Below are 1,555 nucleotides of genomic sequence, written 5' to 3' on the forward strand. Positions count from 1 at the left end.
AGTATGTAGGCAACGGACAACCACGCGGCCCACGCCCCAAACCCCGATAACCGTCACCGATGTCCTGATACATCAACTGTCACCGATGTCCTGATGCAGAACTGTCACCGATGTCCTGATACATCACACTTGCATAGAGCTGACACTCGGCGTAGACTCGAACACAAGTTCGAATAATAGTCCGCTCCCAATCGGCACCGGGTGAGCGCATCGACCGTGACGACGGTCGCCGTAAGTGAACCGTGTGCCGGTTCGAGACACCTCGTGTCTCCCGCGAGCGGACCTGGGGAAAGGTCCTGCCATGGACGCCGCCGGTCTCAACAATTTCATCGATGCGCTGATCGACGATCTCGCGCCGTCTGTTCCACCCGATGATGACGTCGGTGAGCGGACGTTGTTTCATCTGCTGGACTGTCCGCGCCGCGTGGTTGACGAGGCGCCGCTGTTGGCGGTGCTCGCGGCCGCGGTGACGGCCCGCAACCTTTTCGATCACGTCATTGCTTCTGCGGTGGCGGCGGCGGAGCGTTTGGGGGTGCCGGCGCGCAAACGCCTGCGCAGCGGGGCGGATCTGCTCACCGCGCTGGGGATGTCCCCGGGCGCCGCACAGCGCGCGGCACGGGTGGGACGCGCGGCGTCGTCGATGCCGGCGTTGACGCGGTCCCAGCGCGTGGGCGGGTTGGGCATCGAGTTCGTCGACGCGGTCGGCAAAGGCGTGGCCCATATCGAGCGCCGCGTCGAGCTGTCCGAGGCAGACCGCGCGGCGGTCGTGACCACGCTGATGATCCAGACCACCCCGGCCCAGGTGGACACCAAGGCCCGCGCGATCGCCATCGACCGCGCAGCGAGCCTGCCGCCGGAGCAGCGTGCGGTGCCGGTCGCCGAGGACACCGACCTCAACGAGATGACCCTGGCCCAGAACGGCGAAGGCCGATTCGAGGCCACGTTGGACCTGGATGTGGGTACCGGGGAAGAACTGTGCGCGGCGTTGGATCCGTTGTGCCGGCCCGTCCCGCTGCCCGACGGCTCACCGGATCCGCGCCCGGTCGGTAGGCGTCGCGGCGACGCGATCGGGCAGATCTTGCGCACCTACTTGTCGCAGTCGACACGACCGATGTCGGGAGGCGTGTTGCCGCACGTCACGTTGGTCCGGCGCGCCGGGAACGTGTCTGGTGACGACGGTGTAGACAGCCTGGGATTCGGCGGCCCGATCAGCACCGCCACCGCCGATCTGATCGCGTGTGACTCCACACTGACCTCGGTGATCGTGGATCACACCGGGGTCCCACTCGATCTTGGGCGCAGCGAGCGCCTGTTCACACCCGCCATCCGTAAAGCGTTGGGAATACGGGACAAGGGCTGTGCACATCCGGGGTGTGGTCGGCCGGTGTCATGGTGCGACGCCCACCACATCCAACCCTGGGGCGCCGGGGGCGAAACGAGTCTGGACAACGGGGTGCTGCTGAGGGTGTCGCATGAATCCGTGGCGTAGCGGTTGCGCTGGTGGGTGGTGATTGTGGATGGGGCCGCTTCGGTCAGGCAGGTGCGTGCTGGAGTT

Annotated in this window: 1 protein-coding gene; it reads left to right on the plus strand. The window is 66.4% G+C overall.

From position 1 onward, the window contains the following. Positions 1 to 301 precede the first annotated feature (301 nt). The gene (locus tag ACWDUN_RS30000; protein ID WP_449934571.1) at positions 302 to 1,489 is read left to right on the plus strand and encodes a DUF222 domain-containing protein; all 1,188 of its coding nucleotides are present in this window, start codon (positions 302 to 304) and stop codon (positions 1,487 to 1,489) included. Positions 1,490 to 1,555 lie beyond the last annotated feature (66 nt).

It is taken from the genome of Mycobacterium sp. NPDC003323, assembly GCF_053589535.1.